The sequence below is a fragment of the Sphingopyxis macrogoltabida genome, from assembly GCF_001314325.1.
GTDB lineage: Bacteria > Pseudomonadota > Alphaproteobacteria > Sphingomonadales > Sphingomonadaceae > Sphingopyxis > Sphingopyxis macrogoltabida.
Window position 1 is genome coordinate 180,689 of the sequence record NZ_CP009430.1, and the last position, 22,103, is coordinate 202,791.

The window sequence follows — 22,103 nt, forward strand, 5'->3', positions numbered from 1 at the left end:
GCCGGCGCGAACGGGCGCGGGATCGATCGCCACGCGAGCGCGGTCTGCAATGGACCTCCCTGAACAAGCGCGCCGATCAGTATGCCGGGAGCCGCCAGGGGACGAACATGATCTCGATATTCAGGGACCAACGAACGATATTTCATCAATTATTCGAACGATAGAACCGGATTGAGGCCGTTTCGCCTCTCAGGAAGGGCAATCGTTGAAGCGACCTCCAGCAGTTGGGAGCTTGACATATTGTTCGTTCGAACGAATTATTCAACAAATGAGCAGTACGGATTCTCGCTTGCTCGACGTTGCGATCGAGCATTTCGGACGAAGAGGTCTTGAAGGCGCAAGCACGCGTGCGATTGCTGCGGATGCCGACACACCGATGTCTTCGATCACCTATCATTTCAGCGGCAAGAATGGCCTCTATCTCGCGGCGGCTGAACATATTTCGGCAAGCCTTGGCGAACGCTTACGGCCTGCGATCGAGCAAGTGGCCGTAATTTGTGCTGACGGGATCGATGTCGCTGCCGCCCGAGCTTCGCTGCACGCGATTTTTGGCCGGATGGTGGAGGTCATGGTAAGCGAAGATACGGCCGCATTCGCCCGGTTCATCGTACGCGAGCAAGCCGAACCGACCGAGGCGTTCGATCGCATCTATGCCGGCGCCATGGGCCAGATACTTGCCCGCGTCGCGGCGATGTTGCGCGTGATTGCAGGCAACGCGCTTGATGAAATCGAAGCGCGAATCCGCGCGATGACGCTGGTTGGGCAGATTCTGGTGTTTCGCGTCGCCCGCGCGACCGTTCTAGCAGAAACTGGCTGGAACAATATGGCAGCGCCCGAGACCGCGATCATCAAGGCCACGGTCCTAGACAATCTCGACGCGATTTTCGACCGGCTCGAACGACGGAGCAGCTTATGAACCGACGTCGCATCATCGGCATCGCCGCGCTCGTCGCGCTTGCCATCGCCCTGATTGTCACGCGGGGCTTCGGCCTGTTCGCCGACAAGCAGGACGCGTCACTCGCACTTTACGGCAATGTCGATATTCGCGAAGTGGAAATGGCCTTCCGCGTCGGCGGTAGGATCGAGACGATCGCGGTCGACGAAGGTGCCAGGGTGAAAGCCGGGCAAGTGCTCGCAACGCTCGACACCGCGACGGTCGATGCGCGCATGAACGAGGCCAATGCACAGGTTGCGCAGGCCGAGGCTGCTCTTGCCAAGCTCAGGAACGGCAATCGGGCCCAGGACATCGCGCAGGCCCGTGCGCGGGTCGCGGCAGCGATGGCAACCGCCGTGAATGCACAGCGCGACTATACGCGCCGTCAGCCGCTGGTCACGCCCGGCGCGATCAGCCGCGATATATGGGAGCAGACCGTCGCCGACCGGGACCGGGCGAACGCGCAGCTGGCGGAGGCACGCCAAGCGCTGTCGCTGATCGAGGCCGGGGCGCGCCGCGAAGATATCGCTGGCGCCCAAGCCCAGTTGCGCGCCGCCGAGGCAACGCGGCGCAGCGCAACGACCGATCGCGACGACGCACGCCTGATCGCCGCAACCAACGCTATCGTTGTAACCCGCGCACAGGAGCCGGGCGCGATCGTGCAGGGAGGTCAGACGGTGCTCTCGCTCTCGATCGACCGTCCGATGCGGGTTCGCGCCTATATCGCCGAGCCCGATCTCAGCCGGATCAGCCCTGGAATGACGGTTGAGGTGACCGCGAACGGCAACCCGAAGACCTATCGCGGAACGATCGGCTATATCTCACCGCGCAGCGAGTTCACCCCGAAGTCGGTCGAGACCGAAGAGCTTCGAACCGATCTTGTCTATCGGCTGCGGATCATCGTCAACAATCCCGACGACGCGCTGCGACAGGGCCAGCCAGTCAGTGTTCGTGTTCCCGGCGCCCGGCCAGCGCACAAGGATTGACGCGATGGTTTCCTCCGCCGCTGTCGCCGAGGGACTGGTCAAGCGCTTCGGCGAGATTGTCGCTCTCGACGACGTGCGCATCGCAGTATCGCCGGGGCAAATCACCGGGCTGGTCGGCCCCGATGGTGCGGGCAAAACGACGCTGATCCGTATCCTCGCCGGCCTGATGGCGCCGAGCGAAGGCAAGGTGACGGTGCTTGGCAAGGCCCCGGGCGAAGCGCTCGACGACCTGGGTTACATGCCGCAGCGCTTCGGGCTCTATGAAGATCTGACGGTTCGCGAGAATCTGACGCTTTATGCCGAAGTTCGCGGCCTCGACCGCGCCGAGCGCGATGCGGCGTTCGACAGACTGCTCGATTTCACCGACCTCAAGCGTTTCCAGGACCGGCTGGCGGGCAAGCTTTCGGGCGGCATGAAGCAAAAACTCGGGCTGGCCTGCGCGCTCGTCAAAACACCGAAGCTGCTATTGCTCGACGAGCCCGGCGTCGGCGTCGATCCGATCTCGCGGCGCGAGTTATGGGCAATGGTCGGCGAACTGACTGGCGAAGGAATCGGCGTGCTGTGGTCGACCGCCTATCTCGACGAAGCCGAGAAGTGCGATCATGTCTATCTGCTCAATGAGGGCCGGCTGCTGTTCGATGGGCCGCCTCGCACATTGACCGAGCGTATCGCCGGCAGGGTGATCCGCGTGACCGGGTTTGCCGAACGCCGCCGCCGGTTCCTGACCAAGGCGCTCGACGATGAAGCGGTCATCGACGGCACCATCCAGGGGCGTGCGGTCCGGCTTCTGCTGAAGGCGGGGGCCGGCGTGCCCGACTTCGGCGGTGCAAGGGTCGAGAAGGCGGCGCCGCGCTTCGAGGATGGCTTTATCGACATCCTGGGTGGCGGACCCCGCGGTTCCAACCCGCTGGCCGCGCGCTATCGCACCATTCCCGAGACTGGGGAAGCCGCGATCGAGGCCAAGGGCCTGACCAAGCGTTTTGGCGACTTCACTGCCGCAAGCGACATGCAGTTCACGATTCCCCGCGGCGAAATCTTCGGGCTGCTGGGGCCCAACGGTGCGGGCAAGTCGACCACGTTCAAGACGCTGTGCGGATTGCTGACCCCGACCTCGGGAACCGGCGCGGTCGTGGGCCATGACCTGCGCCATGCGGCTACCGATGCGCGCGCGTCGCTGGGCTATATGGCGCAGAAATTCTCGCTGTACGGCGATCTGTCGGTCCGGCAGAATCTCGACTTCTTCGCCGGTGCCTATGATCTCGATCGCGAGACCGCGCGGCGCGCCATCGATGCGATGGCCGATGTCTTCCAGCTCGGATCGCGGATGGAGGTCAACGCGGGAACATTGCCGCTCGGCTTCAAGCAGCGCCTCGCGCTCGCCGCGGCGCTGATGCACGAGCCGCCTGTTCTGTTCCTCGACGAGCCGACATCGGGTGTCGATCCCGTCTCGCGGCGAGAATTCTGGTCGTTGATTAACGGCTTGGTTGAAAAGGGCGTGACTGTCCTCGTCACCACGCATTTCATGGACGAAGCCGAATATTGCGACCGCGTCACGCTCATCTACCGCGCCGAGCAGATCGCGACGGGGACGCCCGACGAGTTGAAGGCGAAAGCGGCCGAACTCGCCGGCCTCGGCGATCCGACGATGGAGGATGCATTCATCGCGCTGATCGAGGATTTCGACCGGGTGCGCGCGGCGGACGCCGAGGCCGCATGAGCCGCATCGACCCCCGGCGGCTCGCCGCCCTGGTAACCAAGGAAGGCAAGCAGATCGTCCGCGATCCTTCGACCTTTTTGATCGCCTTCGTGCTACCGATGATCCTGCTGTTTTTGTTCGGTTATGCGGTCTCGCTCGATACGTCGCGCACGCGTATCGCCGTCGTCATCCAGGATTCGAGCGCGCCGGCGCTGGATCTGGCCCAGTCCTACGCCCACTCGCCCTATTTCGACGTCACCTTCACCCGCGCGGTCGCGGCGGCAAGGCCGATGATCGTCGATGGCCGCGTACGGGGGATCATCGTCATCCCCGCCGATTTCGGGATCGGCGTGAAGCAGGGCCGGGCGCCTGCGGTACAGGTCATCACCGACGGTTCACAGCCCAACACCGCAAATTTCGTCGCGGCCTATGCGGAAGGGGTCCGTGCCGCCTGGGCCAGCGGCGATGCGGGCGCCGGTCCACAGGTGAACCTGTCGGCGCGCTATTGGTATAATCCCGGCCTTCGGAGCCGCTATTTTCTCGTTCCCGGATCGATCGCAATCGTGATGACGATGATCGGTACGTTGCTGACGGCGCTCGTCGTCGCCCGCGAATGGGAGCGCGGGACGATGGAAGCGATGATGGCGACCCCGATCAGCATGGCCGAATTCATCGTCAGCAAGGTCCTGCCATATTTCCTGCTCGCACTGATATCGATGAGCCTTTGCACGATCCTCGCCGTGTTCGTCTTCGGCGTGCCCTTTCGGGGCAGCGTCCTCGCGCTGTTGGCGATCGCGAGCGCGTTCCTGATGCCGGCGCTCGGCCTAGGGCTGTTCATCTCGGCAGCGACGAAGAACCAGTTCGTCGCCAGCCAGATCGCGCTGCTTTCGGCATTCCTGCCGACGTTCCTGCTATCGGGCTTCATCTTCGAAATCAGCTCGATGCCCTGGCCGATCCAGGCAATCACCTATGCGGTACCGGCGCGTTACCTGATCCCGTCGCTGCAGACGGTCTTCCTCGCCGGCGACCTCTGGGGGCTGATCCTGCCCAATATTGCAATCATGCTGGCGTTCGGGCTGGGTTTCTTCCTGCTCGCATTTCGCGCCACACGCCGGAGTCTCGATTGATGCGCCGGATGCGAGCGATGATCGTCAAGGAGATGTGGGCGCTGCTGCGCGACCCGAAATCGCGGCTCATCCTGGTGGTACCGCCGCTGCTCCAGCTATTCATCTTCACCTTCGCGACGACGCTCGACGTGCGCAATGTCGATATCGGCGTGGTCAACCATTCGGCGGGGGTGCATTCGGCCGAGATCCTTTCGCGCATCGCCGGCAGCCCGCGCTTTCGTCAAATCGTCTATCTGAACTCGCCGGGCGAGCTCGCCGCGGCGATCGACGACCAGACGGTGATCGCCGCGCTGGTGATCGACGAGGATTTCGACCGCGCAATCGATGCCGGCCGGCCGGCGACGCTGGGTGTGGTGCTCGACGGGCGCAGGTCCAACGCAGCACAAATCGTTGCAGGCTATCTGGGCCAGATCGCCGGCGGCGTGGGCGCCGACCTGCAGCCCCGCGCGCCGCCGGGCGCGAGCGCGGTAACCAACTGGTTCAACCCCTCGCTCGACTATATCTGGTTTACCTTGCCTTCGCTCATCGCGATCGTCGTGTCGGTGTCGGGCCTTGCCGTCACCTCGCAATCGATCGCGCGCGAGCGCGAGCTCGGCACCTTCGATCAGTTGATGGTTTCGCCGCTGCGCGTTCACGAAATATTGATCGGCAAGATGGTGCCGCCCTTTCTGGTCGGGACGCTCAACGCCACCATCTATCTGATTCTCGCGCCACTGGTGTTCGGGGTCCCCTTTCTCGGCTCGCTGCTGCTCTTCTATCTGTCGCTCTCAATCTACCAGCTCGCGCTGATCGGTGTCGGCATGCTGGTGTCGGCGGCATCGCGGACCCAGCAGCAGGCCTTTTTGGGCTCGTTCCTGGCAACGACACCGCTGATCCTGCTATCGGGCTATGCCAGCCCGATCGACAATATGCCGGACTGGATGCAGGTCGTCACCTACGCCAATCCGGCCCGATATTTCCTCGATATCGTCCAGGGGGTGTTTCTGAAGGCGATGCCGGCAGAGGCCGTTTTCCAGCAGCTCTGGCCGCTGGCGATAATCGCCTGCGTGACGCTCGCCGCGTCGGCCTGGCTGTTCCGCGCGCGAATGGAGTGAGAGAAATGCGCAGCCTTCCGCTTTTGGGAATCCTTTTGGCGGCATCGGCCTGCACGGTCGGCCCCGATCATGTCCGCCCGGTCCGGAACGTCGCGCCCGAGTGGGTCGAGCCTGGCACACCCGGGCCCGTCGATGCTCGCTGGTGGGAGCAATTTGGCGACGCCCAGCTGACCGCGCTGGTCGAGCGGGCGTTGAAAGACAGCCCCGATCTCGCCGAGGCGACAGCGCGCCTCGCCGAAGCGCGGGCCGATCGTGACGCCGCGGCGGGAGGTCGGCTGCCCAGCATCGATGCTGCCGGTTCCGCCACCCGGAATCGGCTGAGCGAGAACGAACAGTTGCCGGTGGGACAAATTCCCGGAATCGAGCGCAATTTTTCATTGTTCGATTTGGGTTTCGACGCGAGCTGGGAAATCGACCTGTGGGGCCGCCGCACGCGCCAGGTGGAGGCGACCGAGGCACGTGCCGCAGCCGCGCTCGCCGGGCGCCAGGATGCCATGGTCGCCCTGATTGCGGAGATCGCGCGCAATTATACCGATCTCAGGCTCGCGCAGGCGGATGCCGGATCGCTGACCGCAATGGCCGGCGCCGACGCCGAGACCGCACGGCTCACCAGCCTGCGTTTCGCGGCCGGAGAAGCGTCGCGGCTCGAGCACGAAACCGCTGAAGCGGCCGCCCGCGCCAGCGCCGCCGCGGTTCCCGAGGCGCGCGCGCGCGCAGCGGCTGCAACCTATCGTATCGCGACGCTGGTTGGCGCCGCGCCCGAAGAGGTTGCCTCCGAACTCAGCGCATCCAGGCCGCTTCCCGAAAGTCCCGACACGATCCTGACCGGGCTGCGTTCCGAATTGCTCGAGCGTCGCCCCGACGTCCGCCGTGCCGAGCGCGAGCTGGCCGCCGCCACCGCGGATGTCGGCGTCGCAACAGCCGACCTGTTCCCGCGGTTCAGCCTGCTCGGCGGCATCGGACAGCAAGCCCGTTCGGCCGGTGATCTCGCCTCGGGTGGCAGCACGCGGTTCCAGATCGGTCCCAGCTTTTCATGGCCGATCTTCTCCGGTGGGACCATCCGTGCGCAAATCCGGGCCGCCGACGCTCGGGCCGACGCGGCAGCCGCGCGCTACGAGAAGGCCGTCATCGGAGCGCTTGCCGACAGTGAAACGGCGATCAACCGCTTCCTCAATGCGCGCGCCTCGACCTTTGATGCTGACGGAGCATTGGCGAACGAGCGGCGAGCTTATGCGCTTGCCGAGGCCCGGGAGCGCAGGGGCGAGGACGATCGACTGGCGCTGATGCGTGCGAAGAAGGCGCTGATCGCCGCCGAGAAGCGTGCGTCCGATACGGCAGCGACCGAGCTTCAAGCCGCCATTGCACTGTTCAAGGCGCTTGGCGGAGGCTGGTCCTGAAAGCCCCGTTCGAGGGTGGTCGAAAGCTGACCGGCAGCTTCTGGCAAGGACCAGTGAAAGCTTACGCAGCGTGATGTATTAGCTTGAGGCCGCAACTCCGAATTCCATTTCATGCGTCGACGGGGCCGAGGATCTGGAGGTAATTTTCATAGATCATGCGCAGCCCCGATGCCTCGATCGGATGGCCGAAGCATTTCAAACCGCCATCGATCTGGCACGGGACCTGTCCATCAGCGTCGAAAAAACCCGTCGAGCACGTCGCGCCAGCCCTGACCTTCCTTCGAGATATGCAAATCCTCCATCGTCACCAGTTCGGTGACAGAAGAGCAGTCGTGGGCCTCGATCAGGCTTAGCTGTTCGCGCGGCTTGGCGATCCCCTGCCTGTCATACACCTTGGTCGCCGCGACGCGGGTGATGTGGAAATAACTGCCGTTCCAGCCCGACACCACGTCCTGCGCCGGTCACCGCAACGACACGTTCGCAAAGCAAGCCCATTATCAGATTCTCCTTTCATAACGACTTGGATCAACCGGTAACCGATTGGATGGAAGACCGGCCTGCGTATCAATGCCGTTTGATGATGACGGGCCACCGCTCCTCTGTTCCACCATCCCGGCGACCTGTGGTCACCGATCATTTCCAGAGATAGCTGTCGCTGGCCGGATGAAGGTGGGCAAATCTCGTCTCTACTTCTTCGAGCGACAAGACCTCCGCCACCCCTCCAGTCTGACTCGGATTCCGCTCATGCTGGCGGTTAAGCTCAAGGCGCGCGATTTGATTGCGATGGACCTCATCAGGCCCATCCGCGAGCCGCAGCAAGCGGGCATTTGCGAAAGCTGCGGTAAGGAAATGGTCGCTGCTTGTCCCCCCACCACCAAATAGCTGAATCGCCCAATCGACGATCGTGCAAGCGGCGCTGGGCGCCGCAACCTTGATCATCGCGATTTCAGCCTTGGCCTCCTTGTTGCCCACGGTGTCCATGAGATAGGCCGCGCGCAATGTCAGGAGCCGCGTCTGCTCGATCAGAATGCGGGCATCGGCGATCCTTTCGAGCGTGACACCTTGCTGGGCTAGAGCTTTGCCGAACGGTGTCCGAAAGTCCGCGCGGCGGCACATGCGTTCCAATATGCGTTCGCACATCCCGATCAGGCGCATGCAGTGATGGATCCGGCCGGGACCGAGCCGGCCCTGCGCGATTTCGAACCCACGCCCTTCGCCGAGCAGAATATTGTCCGCCGGCACGCGAACATTGTCGAAGAGAACTTCGGCGGCACGGTCCGGCACGCCGTAGAAGCCGAAGACCGGCAAGGGGCGGACAACCTGCACACCGGGCGTCGATTTGGGAACCAGGATCATCGATTGCTGACGATGGCGATCGGCATCGGCCGGATCGGTTTTGCCCATGAAGATGATAATCTCGCAGCGCGGATCAGTGGCTCCCGTCGTGTACCACTTGCGTCCGTTGATCACATAGTCGTCACCATCGCGGACGATCGAACTGGAGATATTGGTGGCATCCGAAGACGCAACCGCGGGTTCGGTCATCGCGAAGGAAGACCGAATTTCTCCCTCCATCAGGGGCTTCAGCCACCGCTCCTTCTGAGCATCGGTCCCGTAGCGGAGGATCGTTTCCATGTTTCCCGTATCGGGCGCGGAGCAATTGAAAACCTCCGGTGCCATGAGCGACCGCCCCATGATTTCACACAGGGACGCATATTCGAGATTGCTGAGCGGGGCGCTGCTTTCGCCCGCGGTGTGCCAGAGATTCCACAGGCCCTGGCGCCGCGCCTCGACCTTCAGTTCCTCGATGATTGGGAACACCGCCCAAGGGCCGAGTATTTCGGCCTGCCGATAGAACTCGTCCTCGCCCGGATAGATGTGGGCGGCCATGAAATCCTCCAGTTCGGATTTCAGCCGGCGGACCCGATCAGACAATTCGTACATCAAGATTCCCCGGAAGCGGTATGACTAAACGGAAAAAAGGGGTGGCTGCCAGTAGCCAGCCACCCCCATGCAAGCCCCCTGGCTTAACTTTTATTTGCCGCCGAACGCGATCCGCACTTCAACCCCGACAGTCCGCGGCTCGCCGAGAAAGGCGAGATTGTATCCAAGGCTGGCATCGAAATCGAGCGCATTGGTCCGATAGGTTTTGTCGAGTAGGTTCTTGCCCCACAATGCAATCTCGACATTGGGTTCGCTGTTCAGCGAGTAGGCAATGCGTCCCTCGAGAAGGCCGTACGCCTTCTGGCTGGTCGATGCCTGGTCGAGCGCCTGACCACGAAAGAACACGTCGTCCTGCCAACGCCACGCCGCATAGATGCTGAGATCGCCATTGCCGACGGGCGTGCTATATTTACCGCTTACCGTATACTGCCACTCCGGGACCGGGAAGGGTTCATTGCTGCGGTCGTTGCCATTCGCTTCGACGAAACGCGTGTAGGCCGTATGCGTCCATGCCCCGCTCGCATTGAATGTAAGTTCGGGGATTGGTTGCCACGTCAGTTCCGCTTCACCGCCATAGATCTTGCCTTTGGCGGCATTGTTGATGACGGTAACGATCGTATTGTTGACGACGATCAGACTGCTCTTCTGGATGTCGCTGTAGTCGGTGTAGTAGCCCGCCAGATTCAACCGCACCTTGCGGTCGAACAGATCGCCCTTGAAGCCGATTTCATAGTCGGTCGCAATTTCCGGGTCGAACGGAAGATAGGGATTGGCACCGCCGCTGCTGCCGCCGCGCACATTGAAACCACCACCACGAAAGCTGCTCGACGTCTTGGCATAGAGAAGAATGTCGGGCGTTGCCTGCCAATCGAGGCTGACAAGATACGATGGCTTCTTCGCGCTCAGATGGAACGGCGCTGAGCAGACCGCCGGATCTGGCCGGACGATGATCGGGACCACACATCCAAGCGCGCTTTCGCTACGGATGTCGGCATCTTGAGTGACCTTCGTGTAGCGGAAGCCGCCGGTGACTTTCAACGTGTCGGTCAGCGCGTAATTGGCCTGCGCAAAGCCGGCGTAGCTTTCGTTCGTGATATAATAGTTGGCAAAGCTGGGGCTTGTGGCGCTGATCAGGCCAAGCTGCTTCGTCTGGCTGCCCTCCCAACCATGTTCGTGGCTGTAAAAGCCGCCGGCGATAAGCTCGAGATCGCCGATGCTGGCAAGCAGTTGCACCTCTTGGGTGAACTGGTCGGAATAGACGAAGTTGCGCGGACGCACGATTTGGAACCGCGACTGATCATAATCCTGCTGGTCGTTGCGCGCCGTGTTCCGATAGCCGGTGATCGACCGCAGCGTGACATCGCCGAGGTCGAGGCTGATATCGCCCGAGAAGCCGTAAATTTCCAGAAAGGCGAACACCCGTTCGACGCCCTCCGTGTCGAAACGGCTCCCGGCAGGAAACATATCGGACTTGAGAAGATTATAGGCCGTTGTGTAGTTCGGAACGGTCCGCGTCAGGCCGAGCTGCGCAACGGCCTGATTGAGCGCCGAGGCAAGTCCGTTCAGCGGCGCACCGGTCGGGCTGAAGGCCAGTGGATTGAGCTTCGACACACGCGAAACCGACCCGTTCGACGTCAGCTTGCTATAGTCAGCGGTCAGAAAGAGGCTGAGATTTTCGGTCGGTTCCGCCAGTATCGACAGACGGGCCGAGCGATCATATTGGTCGCCAAGCTTCTGGCCGATCGCGTTGCGTCCATAGCCGTCCTTGGTTGCGATCTGGCCGGCTAAACGGATGCCAAGAACGCCGTCGATTACCGGAGCGCCCACCGCGCCGGTCAGCTGCAGCGTGCCGAGATTGCCCACCGTACCCTGAAAATAACCGCCCGCCTCTGACAAGTCCGGTCGCTTGGTGCGCAGCAGGAGCGCGCCGCCAGTGGTATTCTTGCCGAACAGTGTGCCCTGTGGCCCTTTCAGAACCTGTATCTGGTCGACATCGAGAAACGCGGAGCGCAGTCCGATCTGACGCGGCAGGTTGATTTCGTTGAGATAGACGGCAACCGAAGGATCGGTTACGAGGAGCGAATCCGCCTGCGCCTGCCCGCGTATCGCGATATTTGCCGTGCTGGGTCCGCCGTTTCCGGTCGTGATCGACATGGCGGGAGCGAGCCCCTGAAGATCCTTGATTCCGCGCACCGAAGAATCGGTCAACTGCTCGGTACCCACGACGGTGATCGCGAGCGGCACCTTCTGGACACTCTCCGAGACTCGCCGTGCGGTGACGACGATATCCTCGACCCCCCTGGCCTGCGGCTGATCTTCCGCTGCCGCATCCTGCGCCGCTGGCTCTTGCCCATCCGCCTGGAATGCGAATACGGGCGTAGAAACCGGCAACGCCGTGGCGGACGCCGCTAGCAGCAGCAATTTGGATCTTTTCATGGTCCTCTCCTCCCAGATGATATTATGTTCCGGGTTGCAGTTAAAAGCTTGCCGTCGGCGGTCTGTCCTTGGCGGGATACGCGCCTTGTAATGCGCCGCTGCTTCCCAGTCGCCGGGACTGCTCCCGGCACCAGCGTCATATATTGAATGGCCGTCACAATCACAAACACCGATCCAGTGCGATTTATGCGCTTCGTTCGGCGCCGATGCAGAGACCGCATTGATCTCTCTTTCGCCGGGCGCAACACGGCATTGATTGCGATTCCCTTTCACTTAGCATGGCACAGCCTATCGACAGGTGCGTCGAGCAAGCGCAGGCACCCCGGCTTCAGGCACCCGCGCCCACGGCGCCCCTCGCCGCCGCAGCGACCGCCCGGCCGAATACATCCTGCGGATCGAAGAAAAAAAGGAAGATGGAATGACAAAACATGTCTTCATGATCATTACCGAAGCCCCTTCGCCCGAGGAGGAAGAGGCGTTCGAGGCATGGTACGTCGGCCAGCATATGCCCGACGTCCTTGCAGTTCCAGGCTTCACGGCCGCGCAGCGCTACCGGCTGGCGCCGGATCCAGACCTGCCCGGCGCTCCGATGCGGTTCCTCACCATCTACGAAATGGAATGCGATGACCGCACGGCGGTAATGGCCGAGGTTCGCCGCCGCGCGGGAACGATGCAAATGCCCTTGTTTCCCGGTGATCGGAAGTCCGCACCGACGACGATATTCGCCGAAGCGGTTACCGACCGATTGCTGGCGCCGACGGGGGAGTGACCCCCGCGCCATCGCTTTGTGGAGACCGCGCGACGCCGGGCGGCAGGACGTTCAGGATCGGGCGAGAATGCTGATATGCAAGGCCCGCTCGCCGGGGATTTCACCCGCGAGCGTCTTGATCCCGCGCTCCAGTTCGTCGATCGGAAGGCTGTGCGTGTGCATCAGTTCCAACGGCAGGCGCCCGCTTTCGATGACACGGATCGCCTGCTGGGTGGCCCAATGGCCCGACGCGAGAACGCCGATCATCTTGATCTGCTTCATCATCAGCGCGTCGAGGGGAAATCCATCCATCAAGCGCGAATCCTTGAGTCCGCTCAGGACGATCCGGCCCTTGTTGCGTACCGCCTTGATCGCGTCATGTACCGGTTCGAAAACATAAGGCGTCGTGTCGCAGACGAGATCGACACCGCGCCCGTTGGTAAGCTCTGCAACCCGTGCCGGTACGTCTTCATCCTCGACGATGAGCGTCGTGGTCGCGCCCAGCTGGCGCGCGATATCGAGCTTGAAGGCATCCGATCGCAAACCCGTGACGATGATTTGTGCGGCGCCCGCCTCGACCGCGGCGACAACGCAAGCTAGCCCGCGCTGCCCGCCGCCCAGAATCAGCACCGTCTCCCCCACCTGCAGCTCGCCATGCGCGAGCAACCAGTCATAGCCGGCCGCCAGCGGGTTGAAGAGCAGCGCATCCTCGATCGATAGCCGGTCCGACACCGGGTATAATTTCGTGCGCGGCACGATCTCCATATATTGCGCGAAACCGCCCCATAGGCCGCTACGTTCATGAAGCGAGCGAAAGCCGTAATAGAAGCTGTCGACGCATTTTGAATCGGACATGCAGCCGACGCACGTCCCGCACGGCGCAATGCCGTGAACCGCGACACGGTCGCCTTCCTTCAATCCCCAGCGACGCGCGCCTTCGGCATCGATCTTCGCGATGCGGCCCACCGTTTCATGCCCAGGAATGACCGGATAGGACATGATGCCCGCGCGCGCGGTCCCACCATGATATTGCTTGATGTCGCTACCGCACATCCCGCAACCCTCGACCGCGAGCAGCGCACCGCCGGGCGGCGGGTCGCCAGGCACGTCGAGTTCGCGAATTTCGATGTCGTTGTCGCCGACAAGTACGGCTGCTTTGGCCTTCAACGCATATCCCCCGCCTGCCGCGACATCGACCTCACCGTTTGGCGAGTTCGAAGCCAGCCTCTTCACGGTCCCACGTCGCCGGGGTCCGACCTTCGTCGCGGAGCTGATATTTGAGCACGCGCCCGACCGGGTTGCGCGGCAATTCGTCGCGAAACTCGATATATCGCGGCACCGCGAAATAGGGGACGCGGTCGGCGCACCAACCGCACATCTCTTCTTCGCTGACCTTGCTCTCGCCCTGCAGCACGATCGTTGCTTTCACATCGTCCTCGGCACTCTCCGAAAAGACCGAATGGATCGCAACATCGACGATATCGGGGTGGCCGCGAAAAGCGCGTTCGAGTTCGAAGCTCGAAATATTCTCGCCGCGCCGGCGCAGATAATCCTTTTTGCGGTCTACAAAGTAGAAATATCCGTCCTCGTCCAATTTGCCGATATCGCCGCTGTGAAGCCACAGATTCTTCATGATCCGCAGCGTTTCTTCGGGCCGCCCCCAATAGCCTTCGAACATGACGTGCGGATAGCGTGGGCGGATGACGACCTCGCCGGCAGTCCCGACCGGCACGTCATTATCGTCGTCGTCGACGATGCGCATCTCGAAGCTCGGATCGACTTTGCCCGACGAGCCGGGCTTCGCGAAATCATCGTCGTGGAGGCTCGTCACCGGACTGGCTTCGGTCAGCCCATAGACATTGCTTCCCGTCACCTTCACACCAAACCGCGTGCGCCATTTTTCGCGCACTTCGGGCGGAAAAGGCGATCCGCGTATGGCGCGCAATTGTCCGAAGCAACGCTTTTGCGCGTCATTGTCGGGCGCATCGGCGACGAACGCGAGCATCGAGCCCAGCAAATTGGCGAGGGTTGCGCCGCTGCGTTCGATCTCGGGCCAGAAATTGGTGACGGAGAAACGTGGGTAAAGGACCCCGCGGCTGAGCGTCATCGCCGAGGCGAGCACGGTCGCGGCGAGCGCGTTGAGGTGGAAGAGCGGCAGCGGCGACCAGCTGATGTCGTCCTTGGTGCGCTTGCCATTGGTGACGGAATTGCGCGACAGGTTGCACACATAATTATGGCTGACGATACAGCCCTTCGACGGGCCCGTCGTGCCCCCTGTATAGATCAGCATCGAGACGTCTGAATATTTGTTGGGATCGGCGATGGGATCGGTGTCGCCCAGAATATCTTCGAACCGCTTGAGGTTCAGCCCTCCGGCAACGAGCGGCGCATCGCCGCGCTGGACCACTGTATGGACCAGCGGCAACTCATCCTTGATAAGCGCAAGACGATCGGCATAATCCGGCTCGACGAACACGACCTCGACGCCCGCATCGGCAAACTGGTGGCGCAGATATTCCCCCTTGTAGGCAGCATTGACCGGGACGTAGATTGCGCCGATCTTGTTCGCCGCGAACCAGACGAGGACCGCCTCGACACTTGTGTCGAGCAGCGTTCCGACACGGTCGCCCTGCTTGACGCCGAGCGCCAGTAAGCCGTTGGCGAGGCGCGTCGAAGCTTCGTCGATCGCGGCATAGCTGTATTGCGTCCCGCTGAAATCGAGGAAGATGCTGTCGGGTGCCTCCTTGACGGCGTTGGCCAGAACACCCGTTACCGTCTGCTGGCGGGCCTTGATCGCGTTGGCGTCGGTCATTCTCTCTACTTATCCTCAGAGCTGGCGAAGGGGTCGCCCATGTCTAGCGACCACCCGCGCCCGGCGACATGGCGAGGGCGCAAGTTTTGCGACGATATTTCACATAAGTTACCGCGATCGGGATGGAGGAGAGCCATTCGGGCCAGTTTGCCCTTCCCCGATCGCGGCAGCCGGCGACCGCCGCGGAGTCAGACGGTCGACAACATTTTTTGCACATCGCCCGAAGTTATCGGTTTGCCGGGTTCCCATTTGGGCGCGAGCCCGCCGAGCGAAGCCTGCTCGGCCGTATCGACGCCCTTCGCGGCCGCCTGGGCCCGGAGCGCCCCGACCGTGCAATTTTCGCGGCCGAGCAGCGGAAAGGGATCGTAGCTGTAGAAACGCATCGCGTTGCCATGGGTGATCTTGTCGACTTCTTCCTTGGGCAGATCCTTGACGCCGCGCCATACCTCTTCGGGCGACAGCGGCCAAACGCAGTCCGAATGCGGATAGTCGCATTCCCACGCGATATTATCGATCCCGATCGAGTGCCTGTTCAGCAGCCCGAAATTGTCCTCGATGAAGCACGTCAGGAAGTGCCGCCGGAAAATCTCGGTGGGGGTCATCCCGCCGAGATTGAGATTGGTCCAGGCGCTGTGCTGGCGAACCGTGGTTTCGGCACGCTCGAGGAAATAGGGCACCCAGCCGATGCTGCCCTCCGACAGCGCGATCTTGAGATCGGGAAAGTCTTTCCAGAAGGAGGCAAAGAGCCAGTCGGCCGCGCTGTTGGCGATCGAGATCGGCATCGAGGTGATCCACGAGCTGATCGGCGAAAGGTCCGAAGCGTGAGCCGCGTGCGAACCCGTACCGATATGCGCCGAGAGGACGACCTTGTTGTCGTTGCACAGCTCCCAGAACGGCCGCCATTGCTCGTCGTGCAGGCTCGGAAGGCCGATCATCGCGGGATTGTCCGGAAAGCTGCACGAATGCACACCCAGCGCGATCATTCGCTTCATCTCGGCCATCGTCAGGTCGATATCCCAGAGCGGCAGCAGGGCCAGCGGGATCATGCGGCCGGGATAGGGCCCGCACCAGTCCTGGACGTGCCAGTCATTATATGCCTGGATCGTCGCAAGCGCGAGGCCCTTGTCGTTCTGCTTCAGAAACCGGACGCCGGCAAAGCCGGGAAATTGGGGAAAATTGATCGACCCCAGAACGCCATTGACATCCATGTCGTCGATTCGTGCATGAATGTCGTATGTGCCGGCGCGCAGATGGTCGAACGACATCGGCTCCATCCCATATTCTTCCTTGGGACGCCCGACGACGGCATTGAGCCCGAGTCCGGAGTTCTTCCTGCCTTCGATGACCCATGCCTGGCCGTGCTCGGTCGTCACGACCTGCGGCTCCTGCCCCTTATATTTGGGCGAGATGTGCCGGACGAACATGTCGGGCGGCTCACAGACATGGTCGTCCACGCTTACAAGAATCATATCGTCGATTTGCATCGGTGCCTCTCCATCCATTTGAAGCTGATCATAGCAGTTTTGTGACGGGTCGTCACTATGTAGAATCTCTCATAGTGGTCGACGACGCGGTGTCCGGCTCCCCGAAGGCGAGCCATTGCCCGTCGTCGGCGGTCAGCAGATCGGGCCGCTGCGAAAAATCGAGCGAAGTCCCCTTTTGGCGAAGCGCGAGCGATGCGCGTTCGGGCTGCTGCACCCAGCACCCGCCGCGCGGCGCCGCGTGCGGTACCCGGTCGAGCTCCTCGGTGCGGCCGCGGCCGTTCGAAATGAAGACCGCGCGGCGCAGGACCAGCGCCGCCTCCGCCAACTCCGCGCCGAGGCTGGTCCCTACCCAGGCCGTGAACCCGCGACCCAGCGCACGACCGGAATATCGGCCGGGCGCCTCGATCACACCGTCGAGAAATCGCCAGGACAATATTTCCAAGTCATCGCGCCGCAGGATCGCCCGTCGCGCGGCACCCACCTCTCCCTGGTCTTCGACGAAGGCATGATATTTGCGCACGCCCGTGCCGCGCGCGGCCATGGCGATCGCGAGCGTCGCCAGATCGAACTGATGCGTGCATTGCAGCAAGGCATCGCGATGCCTGAAGAACAGCGTCGTATCGTGAACCAGATGTTCGCCCACCAACGCTTCGAGCCGATTTCCGGCCGCGCCGCAGAGAGAGAAAGGCTGTCGAAGCGCGTCAGCCTCGACGCCCGTTACGCGGTCGCCATCGTGTTGGACGGAAACCCGGAAATGGTGAAAATCGTCCTCGATCGCGGCGCGGACTTCGCCCGCGCCCGCCCGCAATCTGATGACCCGGTTGAGTCCGGAGCCATCGCCTTCGGCCATCGCCGCCGCGGGACATGAATCGATGGAGCTACCGCCAGTCATTCTTGCTCAATAGGCGCTAGCGGGGGCACGATGAAGCCGCGCGGCGGGGGGATTGTCGCCCGGACGGGCATCGACAAAGCATAAGTGCAACGTGGCGGGGCCGGCGCAGAACCGACATATTGGCCGCGGCAAAAATGACGGAGGCAAGAGACGTTGAAATTCGCGGGCAAGGTAGCTGTCGTAACGGGCGGCGGACGCGGGATCGGATGGACCATAGCGCGCCATTTCGCATCGCGGGGAGCGGCCATCGCGATCGCCGACATCGACGGCGAAGTCGCGCGCCATGCGGCAAGGGAACTCGCGCGCGAGGGGACCGCTGCACTGGGAGTCGCCTGCGACGTCGCTGACGAGGCGATGGCGGCGTCCGCCATGGCGCAGATCTCGAGCATGCTCGGAGGCATCGATATGCTGATCAACAACGCCGGTCGGCACCTGCTGCGCTATGCCGTGCCCATCACCCAACTGCCGGTCGCCGAATGGCGCACCATGCTCGACGTCAATATCATCGGCATCGTCAATTGCTCGGCCGCCTGCCGCCCCTCGATGCGTGAGCGCGGCGGCGGCGTGATCGTCAACATGGGATCCATCGCGGGGATCGCCGCCACAAACTGCTACGGTGTCTCCAAGCTCGCCGTGCGCGGGCTGACGGTCGGACTGGCCAAGGAATTTGCAGGCGACGCTATCAGGGTTTGCGGCATCGCCCCCGGACTGGTCGATTCGCCCGCGGCAATGGCCGAGATGCCGGCCGAGCGAACCGCGTCCTTCGTCCGCGATCTGCAACTGGTCCGGCGTCAGGGCACGATGCAGGATGTCGCCCACCTCGCCGAATTTCTCTGCTCCGACGAAGCCTCGTTCATCACCGGCGAGACGATCAACGTCAGCGGCGGATTTCCGCTACGGCCGTAACCGGACTGGCCGGCCGGGCCATGCTAGGCCTTGCCCGTGCCGAGAACCTGGCAAATCAGGAAAACTTCGGCATCGATGAGCCGCTTGCGCGACATGTCGGGCGAGGCGTGGCGAAAACGGATGAACGAAGCCAGCCGCTCCATCGACCCCGACACGACCGACGCAACCGCGAGCGGCGGCGTGCGTGCCGTCAGGTCCCTGCCGCGAAGCTCCTCGATTTTCTCGGCCAGCGAAAAGAGAAGCGGGCCGAGCATTTTGCCGCGCGCGTCGCGAAAACGCGCCTCACCCTCGTCCGCTGCAAGATTTCGGATACGCAGCAAGGCATAATGCTTGTCCCAGAACGCGAGATATTCATGCACCAGATCGCGAACGCTCGTCTCCAGCCGATCCAGTGTGATGGCTCTGGCATAAGCGCCCAGATCGGGCATCTCCGCATTGGCCTCTTCGAGCAAGGCCAGCACGACCTCATCAACATCGGCAAAATAGATATAGAAAGTCGACGGCGCGACCCCCGCGAGTGTCGTCAGTTCCGATACCGTGATAAGGCGGAGCGACTTCTGCTCGATAAGGCGCGCGGCGGCGGCGCACAGGCGCGCACGCGTCACCTCCGACTTGGCCCGCTTCGAGCGTGCGGCATTCGCGCGGCGCACCGGTACGCCGTCGGGTTTGCGCGGTTTCTTTTCAATCAGGCTTTCGCTGGACACAATCTGTCTTCCCCGTTTCCCGCGCCGGTCCCTTTTCTTCGCAAGCCGCCCGCATGCGTTGCCGGACCCAAGCCCCACCGATGGATGATGAATAGACCGAAGTCATCCCCGTGGGTTCCTATTATATTATCCTCCGCAATGGCAAATCACACCGCGGTAGACCGAAAGACCATCGCGCCGGCGCCATGACCCCCGTCATGCACGGCGCCCGCCGCGATCAACTCTTCGGCTTCTTCCGCCGTCACCCCGATCTCGCTCATGACTGGCCGACTATGCTCACCGACGTCGGGCGGCGGCAAGTCGCCGATGGCCGGGCGCGGGCCAAAATGCAAAAACGCGCCGGGAAGTTCGAGCCGCCCCAGCCGCGCATGCCGATATATCTGAACAAGTCCCAGACGCCGGTTATCCGGATCGTCGAAAAAGGCGTTGCAGTGATCGCGATGCGCCACAACGGCGCATCCTCCCGCAGCCGCCGCCATCGCGATCACCGATTCCATGTCGACGTCCGCCAAGCTTTCCTCGAGACCGGCCACATGATCGGCGCCCGCCAGATCGCACAAACGGGAGAGCGCTCCATCCTGTTCCGCAACCAGCGCCACCCATCCGTCTTTCACCGCATAAAGCCGGCGTCCGGGGTCCACGCCCATCTGGCGGGAATCGAGCCGCGGAACGGGCGAGAGTGCACCGTCATCCAACATCACCATCTCGCTGACCGTCATCACGCTCGCGCCAAGCAAGGACCCCGCGGCGGCCTGTCGTTGCCCGGTCCGGTCGCGGTGATAAAGCGCCAGCAGCATTGAGAGCGCCGATGCCAGTCCCGCCTGATGGTCCATCATGCCGAAGCGATGCCACATTGGGGGATTGCCCTCGCCCGCCCCTTCATATTCCCAGCCCGACTGCGCCTGGAACAGCTGATCATAACCTGGCCAATCCTTGCGCGGCCCGACCGGTCCATAGGAGCTGACATGGCAAAAAATAACGTCGGGGCTGATCGCCATCACCTGATCGTTAGCGAGCCCGATGCGCCATGCGGCAGGCATGCGGATATTGTGGTGAACAATGTCCGCCCATCGGACGAGCCTTTCGACAACCTTGGCGGCCGCTGGCGACTTCAGATCGAGCGCAAGTGATCGCTTGCCTCGATGCGCCCCCAGAAACGCCCCTTCGACCCGGCGCATGACATCGCCGCCGGTCCCCTCGATCTTGATGACGTCCGCGCCAAGATCACCCAGGATCATCGGCGCGAGCGGCCCCGCGACGAAGGAACCGAAGTCCGCGATGCGGACGCCCGCCAGCGGAAGGGAATCATCGACCCACTTGCGATCCGGCGTAGGCGCGTCGTCCCACACCGTAATCGGCGTGGTTCCAAGTCCGGGCGCCGCCGAGCGGACGCGCATCGGCGGATCGACCGTACAGGGCACGCCGGGTTGCCGCGTCTTTCCCAGTTCCGGATCCTCGACATCGACGACATAGCCATTCGCCAGTGCCTGTTCATCGCGGTAGATTGCCCCCATCGGCACGTCCGCCTGCACCGGCACGTCCGCACCCCACAGGTCGGCCAGCCATTCGGCACTGGGACGCGTTTTGAAGATATGGGCATTGGCGCCCCAGTTGATGCACGTATGATTGCTCGGCCACCCCCGGTTGAGTTCGGCAATCCTGTTGGGCCCGAGCCCGGCGAGCGCGGCGCGCATAAGCGGCGCATCGTCGGGCGGTGCCTTGACGTGGATCCAGACGCCGTCGCCGCATTCGAACTGTGGCGAACGCATCTCCTTGTTCATGCTGTCAACCAGCGCCGAGGATGCAAATTCCGCCCGGCGCCAGAGCATCGCGGTCGGTAGCAGCGCCCCCTGCACGAGGCTGGTCGAAACCGGCCCCGCCCCGCCGCCCCTGCCGGCCTGGATCAGTCGCGACACGACGCCGATCGCCGCGAGATAGGCTGCGCCCCAGCTTCCGAGAGGAAAGCGCAGATAAATGGGTCCGTCCCGCACGCCCCGCTGCTCGTCCATCAGTCCCGACTCGGCGAGCACGATGGTGTCGTCGACCGGACGATTGGCGAGCCGATGGTTCGCCGGCCAGCCGCCGATCGCCGTATGTATGAGGTGCGGATACAGGTCCGCGAGCGACGCTTCGTCCAGCCTGGCGCGGTTCTGGCGGTCCGCCGGCCAGTCGGTCATCAGAACGTCGGCCGCACGCAGCAGGCGGTCAAGCGACGCGCGCCCACCAGCCGTCCCGATATCAAGGTGGACGCTCTTCTTGCTACGATTCCAGACGGCGAACGACGCGGCGCCCCGCGCGCCCCGATCCGCCTCGACCTTGATCACCTCGGCGCCGGCTTCCGCGAGCAACAAACCAGCGACCGAAAGCGCCTGCCCGCCGTCAATCTCGACCACGCGAACGCCGCTCAGAATTCCCTCACCCATTTGCACCCTTTCCGCATTGGTCTTGGCGAGTGCCATTATTATTGAATAGGTATCACAAATATAGGGATTCGGAAAAGCCCCTACCAGCGTCGATGCGGTCGGCGGGCAACCGGAGTGCCGTACCGGCCATAAAGGAAAGCGCGAGGAAACATGGCAAATGAGCTGTCGGGGCGACGCGGACTCATCACCGGATCGAGGCGCAAATTCTCAACACGATCGCGGCAAAGCCGTCGCAACCAGCTGCCCTCGCTTCGAAGGCAGCGCTCGACAATTTGCCGCGCGGATTCGCGCAGGCGCTTGCTTGAACCGACGGCGCCACGAACGGACGTTGTGGGCCAACCTGACATAGAAATGCGACAATTATTCGCAAATTATCGAGCGGTCGAAGCGGGCATAACCTACGAGCGATGGGCCATGGCGCGCCGACTGCGGCCATCTCACCGCGATTTCTTTACCGTGGCGCCATTGATGTGAGCCTCGGGCGCGCTGCAGCGCAGTTGGCCTAATAGTTGCGCGTGCG

The 22,103-nt window shown here is 62.7% G+C and carries 16 protein-coding genes and 1 pseudogene; 8 read left to right on the plus strand and 9 right to left on the minus strand.

Translation table 11 applies throughout. The features are described from left to right. The first annotated feature begins 289 nt into the window (after positions 1 to 289). Genes LH19_RS25790 through LH19_RS25815 form a run of 6 tightly spaced genes read left to right on the plus strand, consistent with a single transcriptional unit; the run spans position 290 to position 7,234 of the window. Positions 290 to 916 carry a CerR family C-terminal domain-containing protein gene (locus tag LH19_RS25790; RefSeq protein WP_054734772.1) on the plus strand — a complete coding sequence of 209 codons (627 nt, stop codon included), beginning with the start codon at positions 290 to 292 and terminating at the stop codon, positions 914 to 916. Beyond that, positions 913 to 1,920 carry an HlyD family efflux transporter periplasmic adaptor subunit gene (locus LH19_RS25795; RefSeq protein WP_054734775.1) on the plus strand — a complete coding sequence of 336 codons (1,008 nt, stop codon included), beginning with the start codon at positions 913 to 915 and terminating at the stop codon, positions 1,918 to 1,920. Before LH19_RS25790 ends, LH19_RS25795 begins: the two co-directional genes overlap by 4 nt. Positions 1,921 to 1,924: 4 nt before the next feature. Further along, the gene (locus tag LH19_RS25800; protein ID WP_054735418.1) at positions 1,925 to 3,637 is read left to right on the plus strand and encodes an ATP-binding cassette domain-containing protein; all 1,713 of its coding nucleotides are present in this window, start codon (positions 1,925 to 1,927) and stop codon (positions 3,635 to 3,637) included. Next, positions 3,634 to 4,743 carry an ABC transporter permease gene (locus LH19_RS25805; protein ID WP_054734778.1) on the plus strand — a complete coding sequence of 370 codons (1,110 nt, stop codon included), beginning with the start codon at positions 3,634 to 3,636 and terminating at the stop codon, positions 4,741 to 4,743. The genes LH19_RS25800 and LH19_RS25805 overlap by 4 nt, the downstream gene beginning before the upstream one ends. Beyond that, positions 4,743 to 5,837 (plus strand): ABC transporter permease, encoded by a 1,095-nt coding sequence (locus LH19_RS25810; protein WP_054734781.1) that lies wholly within the window; start codon positions 4,743 to 4,745, stop codon positions 5,835 to 5,837. The genes LH19_RS25805 and LH19_RS25810 overlap by 1 nt, the downstream gene beginning before the upstream one ends. Before the next feature lie 5 nt (positions 5,838 to 5,842). Continuing rightward, positions 5,843 to 7,234: an efflux transporter outer membrane subunit gene (locus LH19_RS25815; RefSeq protein WP_054734784.1), complete on the plus strand. Its 1,392-nt coding sequence runs from the start codon at positions 5,843 to 5,845 to the stop codon at positions 7,232 to 7,234. Positions 7,235 to 7,358: 124 nt separating this feature from the next. Here LH19_RS25815 and LH19_RS25820 read toward each other — a convergent pair. From LH19_RS25820 to LH19_RS25830, 3 genes and pseudogenes are all read right to left on the minus strand, one after another. Continuing rightward, positions 7,359 to 7,677 (minus strand): annotated as a pseudogene (locus LH19_RS25820) (thiolase C-terminal domain-containing protein); the annotation flags it as partial. A gap of 190 nt (positions 7,678 to 7,867) precedes the next feature. Beyond that, complete coding sequence (locus LH19_RS25825) at positions 7,868 to 9,178, minus strand: acyl-CoA dehydrogenase family protein (protein ID WP_145923680.1); 1,311 nt, start codon at positions 9,176 to 9,178, stop codon at positions 7,868 to 7,870. 90 nt (positions 9,179 to 9,268) lie between these two features. Next, complete coding sequence (locus LH19_RS25830; RefSeq protein ID WP_082396411.1) at positions 9,269 to 11,614, minus strand: TonB-dependent receptor; 2,346 nt, start codon at positions 11,612 to 11,614, stop codon at positions 9,269 to 9,271. A gap of 418 nt (positions 11,615 to 12,032) precedes the next feature. Between LH19_RS25830 and LH19_RS25835 the strand changes: the two genes are divergently transcribed. Beyond that, a complete protein-coding gene (locus LH19_RS25835; protein ID WP_054734795.1) occupies positions 12,033 to 12,383 on the plus strand; it encodes a DUF4286 family protein in 351 nt (116 codons plus the stop codon). Between the two features lie 51 nt (positions 12,384 to 12,434). On the opposite strand, the gene LH19_RS25840 is transcribed toward LH19_RS25835, so the two are convergent. From LH19_RS25840 to LH19_RS25855, 4 genes are all read right to left on the minus strand, one after another. Further along, complete coding sequence (locus tag LH19_RS25840; RefSeq protein WP_054734798.1) at positions 12,435 to 13,529, minus strand: zinc-dependent alcohol dehydrogenase; 1,095 nt, start codon at positions 13,527 to 13,529, stop codon at positions 12,435 to 12,437. Positions 13,530 to 13,560: 31 nt separating this feature from the next. Further along, positions 13,561 to 15,174, minus strand: coding sequence for an AMP-binding protein (locus LH19_RS25845; RefSeq protein ID WP_054734800.1), 1,614 nt, complete (start codon positions 15,172 to 15,174; stop codon positions 13,561 to 13,563). Between the two features lie 188 nt (positions 15,175 to 15,362). Further along, positions 15,363 to 16,658, minus strand: coding sequence for an amidohydrolase family protein (locus LH19_RS25850; RefSeq protein ID WP_054734802.1), 1,296 nt, complete (start codon positions 16,656 to 16,658; stop codon positions 15,363 to 15,365). Positions 16,659 to 16,713: 55 nt separating this feature from the next. After that, positions 16,714 to 17,508 carry a hypothetical protein gene (locus LH19_RS25855; protein ID WP_054734807.1) on the minus strand — a complete coding sequence of 265 codons (795 nt, stop codon included), beginning with the start codon at positions 17,506 to 17,508 and terminating at the stop codon, positions 16,714 to 16,716. A gap of 195 nt (positions 17,509 to 17,703) precedes the next feature. Here LH19_RS25855 and LH19_RS25860 point away from each other — a divergent pair, with 195 nt between their 5' ends. Next, a complete protein-coding gene (locus tag LH19_RS25860) occupies positions 17,704 to 18,456 on the plus strand; it encodes an SDR family NAD(P)-dependent oxidoreductase (RefSeq protein ID WP_054734808.1) in 753 nt (250 codons plus the stop codon). 23 nt (positions 18,457 to 18,479) lie between these two features. On the opposite strand, the gene LH19_RS25865 is transcribed toward LH19_RS25860, so the two are convergent. Beyond that, on the minus strand, positions 18,480 to 19,160 hold the full coding sequence (locus tag LH19_RS25865; protein ID WP_054734809.1) for a TetR family transcriptional regulator: 681 nt from the start codon (positions 19,158 to 19,160) through the stop codon (positions 18,480 to 18,482). Positions 19,161 to 19,306: 146 nt separating this feature from the next. After that, complete coding sequence (locus tag LH19_RS25870; protein WP_145923681.1) at positions 19,307 to 21,583, minus strand: CoA transferase; 2,277 nt, start codon at positions 21,581 to 21,583, stop codon at positions 19,307 to 19,309. Positions 21,584 to 22,103: the final 520 nt, after the last annotated feature.

Excerpts from the sequence above, each read along its gene's own strand:
- LH19_RS25795 (WP_054734775.1), top strand. The coding sequence starts at position 913 with ATGAACCGACGTCGCATCATCGGCATCGCCGCGCTCGTCGCGCTTGCC.
- LH19_RS25800 (WP_054735418.1), top strand. The coding sequence starts at position 1,925 with ATGGTTTCCTCCGCCGCTGTCGCCGAGGGACTGGTCAAGCGCTTCGGC.
- LH19_RS25805 (WP_054734778.1), top strand. The coding sequence starts at position 3,634 with ATGAGCCGCATCGACCCCCGGCGGCTCGCCGCCCTGGTAACCAAGGAA.
- LH19_RS25810 (WP_054734781.1), top strand. The coding sequence starts at position 4,743 with ATGCGCCGGATGCGAGCGATGATCGTCAAGGAGATGTGGGCGCTGCTG.
- LH19_RS25815 (WP_054734784.1), top strand. The coding sequence starts at position 5,843 with ATGCGCAGCCTTCCGCTTTTGGGAATCCTTTTGGCGGCATCGGCCTGC.
- LH19_RS25825 (WP_145923680.1), bottom strand. The coding sequence starts at position 9,178 with ATGTACGAATTGTCTGATCGGGTCCGCCGGCTGAAATCCGAACTGGAG.
- LH19_RS25830 (WP_082396411.1), bottom strand. The coding sequence starts at position 11,614 with ATGAAAAGATCCAAATTGCTGCTGCTAGCGGCGTCCGCCACGGCGTTG.
- LH19_RS25835 (WP_054734795.1), top strand. The coding sequence starts at position 12,033 with ATGACAAAACATGTCTTCATGATCATTACCGAAGCCCCTTCGCCCGAG.
- LH19_RS25845 (WP_054734800.1), bottom strand. The coding sequence starts at position 15,174 with ATGACCGACGCCAACGCGATCAAGGCCCGCCAGCAGACGGTAACGGGT.
- LH19_RS25850 (WP_054734802.1), bottom strand. The coding sequence starts at position 16,658 with ATGCAAATCGACGATATGATTCTTGTAAGCGTGGACGACCATGTCTGT.
- LH19_RS25855 (WP_054734807.1), bottom strand. The coding sequence starts at position 17,508 with ATGGCCGAAGGCGATGGCTCCGGACTCAACCGGGTCATCAGATTGCGG.
- LH19_RS25870 (WP_145923681.1), bottom strand. The coding sequence starts at position 21,583 with ATGGGTGAGGGAATTCTGAGCGGCGTTCGCGTGGTCGAGATTGACGGC.